This is a genomic window from Oleiphilus sp. HI0043 (genome assembly GCF_001634935.1).
Genome location: NZ_LWEY01001274.1, coordinates 1 through 1,281 on the forward strand (window position 1 = coordinate 1; position 1,281 = coordinate 1,281).

The 1,281-nt window shown below is 46.4% G+C and carries 1 protein-coding gene and 1 pseudogene; both read right to left on the reverse strand.

Annotated features, from left to right (window positions below; genetic code table 11):
- Nucleotides 1-416 (reverse strand): annotated as a pseudogene (locus A3729_RS16595) (hypothetical protein); the annotation flags it as partial.
- A 1-nt stretch (nucleotide 417) separates the two neighbouring features.
- On the reverse strand, nucleotides 418-1,281 hold an 864-nt coding region (fliG, locus tag A3729_RS16600), incomplete at its 5' end, for a flagellar motor switch protein FliG (protein ID WP_068634091.1).

The following is a 1,281-nucleotide window of genomic DNA, read 5'->3' on the forward strand; positions in this document are numbered from 1 at the left end:
ACCGCAACATTTAACATCGCCTCTTCAACGACTTGCTGTTGCTGCTGAATGGGGTTAACCAACTGGTTCATTAGGGCATCTAGCTGTGACAATTTTTCGGCAATTTCACCCTGGCCTTGGGCAACCCCTTGTTCGTAACCTTCACTTTTACCGGCCTCCAAACCTTCTGCATGACCCGCAGCACGACCGTCCTCTGAACCTTTAGCGAAACCATCTCGATGGCCTTCTTCAAAGCCGGAGTCATATGCCTGCTTAGTTATTGATTCAATTTGCTGTGCAGTCGGTGGTTTGACTTTCTCCTTTCTGGCGTTTTCTGCCTGACTAGCCGCACGACCGGGATCGCCAATATTCGGCAGCTCCCAGCGTTCGTAGGCGCTCAGTTCACCTAAAGGGACACGCTTGTTTTTGTCACTCATGCTATATCATCGCTTCGCCAGATCCGCCCAGCGCAATTTCACCGGATTCAGACAAGCGTCGAGCAATGGTGAGTATCTCTTTCTGCGCACCTTCTACCTCACTCACCTTAACAGGACCTTTCGCCTCAAGGTCATCACGGAGTAATTCGGCAGCACGCTTAGACATATTCTTAAAGATTTTTTCTTGTAATTCAGTATCAGCACCCTTGAGTGCAACAATAAGAATATCTGAGGAGACTTCCCTGAGGAGCGTTTGTATCCCTCTATCATCAACATCCTTGAGATTATCGAAGACAAACATCAGCTCTTCTATCTCAGTACCGAGTTCAGCATCAACTTCTTTGATACTATCCATCAAGTCGGCTTCAATAGTTGTATCAATAAAGTTCATAATATCTGCCGCACACTTGACACCACCGATCTTACTGGTCTTAGTCGCAGCGTTACCCGAGAACTGTTTTTCGAGAATATCATTCAGCTCTTGCAAAGCCTGTGGCTGAATGCTTTCGAGAGAAGCGACACGCATAATAACGTCAAGACGTACCTTTTCGTCTAATACGCCTAGCACTTCAGCAGCCTGATCTGATTCAAGATATGACAATACAATGGCCTGAATCTGTGGATGCTCATAACGTATAAGCTCCGCTACAGCACGACCATCCATCCATTTAAGCGTATCTAAACCAGTTGTATTACCACCAACAAGAATTCGGTCAATTAAGCTATCCGCCTTGTCCTGACCTAAAGCCTCTGTCAGCATATTCTTGATATACTCATCAGAACCGATTCCCATACCCGTTTGGGATCCGACAGCCTCCAGAAACTCGATCATTACCCCTTCGACCTGTTCCTGACTAATATCTTT